1 protein-coding gene is annotated in these 738 nt (G+C 59.9%); it reads left to right on the top strand.

Going from position 1 to position 738, the window contains the following annotated elements:
• Nucleotides 1-738 (top strand): hypothetical protein (locus CSC70_RS13860; protein WP_162457198.1); only part of this gene is annotated, 738 nt, incomplete at both ends.

Raw genomic sequence — 738 nt, 5'->3', positions numbered from 1 at the left:
GCGCTCGAAGCGCGTGCGCTTCGAGCGCTGCCGGATCTATGAGTGGGGAGCGCAAGACAAGGGCACCGGCGGCGGGGCTGCATTGGGTGCGACGACCAGCAGCGGAAGGCTTCTGCACGACGTGACTTTCCAGAGCTGCCTGGTCGAGAACAACGCCAACGTGCCTGGCGTGTACGTCGGCGGGATCAGCACTTACACCGGCAGCATGCGCAACATCAACGTGTTCGATTGCACTTTCCGCAATGCGATCAACTACGCCGATCAGAATGCCGTCTATATCCTAGGCGACACCGCGCTCACTGCATACGATGTTCACGTCGACCGGAACACGTTCATCATCGACCAGACGATCGACGTGTGCATCGAGATCAACTATGCCTCGGGCTGGTCGACCAACAACAACATCGTGACCGCGCGCGGCACTGCCGACCTGACCGGGATTCTGATCCGCGGGAACTGCTACGACGGCATGATCGCCAGCAACACGATCCGCAATCTGGGCACGGGCGCTAGCGCGAACGACGCCGTGGCACTGGTCAACTTCAACAACGGCGAGGTGCAGAACAACATCACGATCACCGGCAACACAATCTCCGATTTCGGCAGCTCCGCCCTCAATCTGTCGCGCTGGTCGCAGTACTTGACCGTGACCGGGAACACGCTGGTCAGCAAGCGCAAGCGCACCAGCGCATTGATCAAGGTGGCGTCCACGCATAACTCGGTCATATCGAATAACAC

Source organism: Pseudoxanthomonas kalamensis DSM 18571 (genome assembly GCF_010211745.1).
Lineage (GTDB): Bacteria > Pseudomonadota > Gammaproteobacteria > Xanthomonadales > Xanthomonadaceae > Pseudoxanthomonas_A > Pseudoxanthomonas_A kalamensis.
The sequence above is the reverse complement of the archived record's forward strand: the minus strand, read 5'-3'. Positions and strand labels throughout refer to the sequence as shown.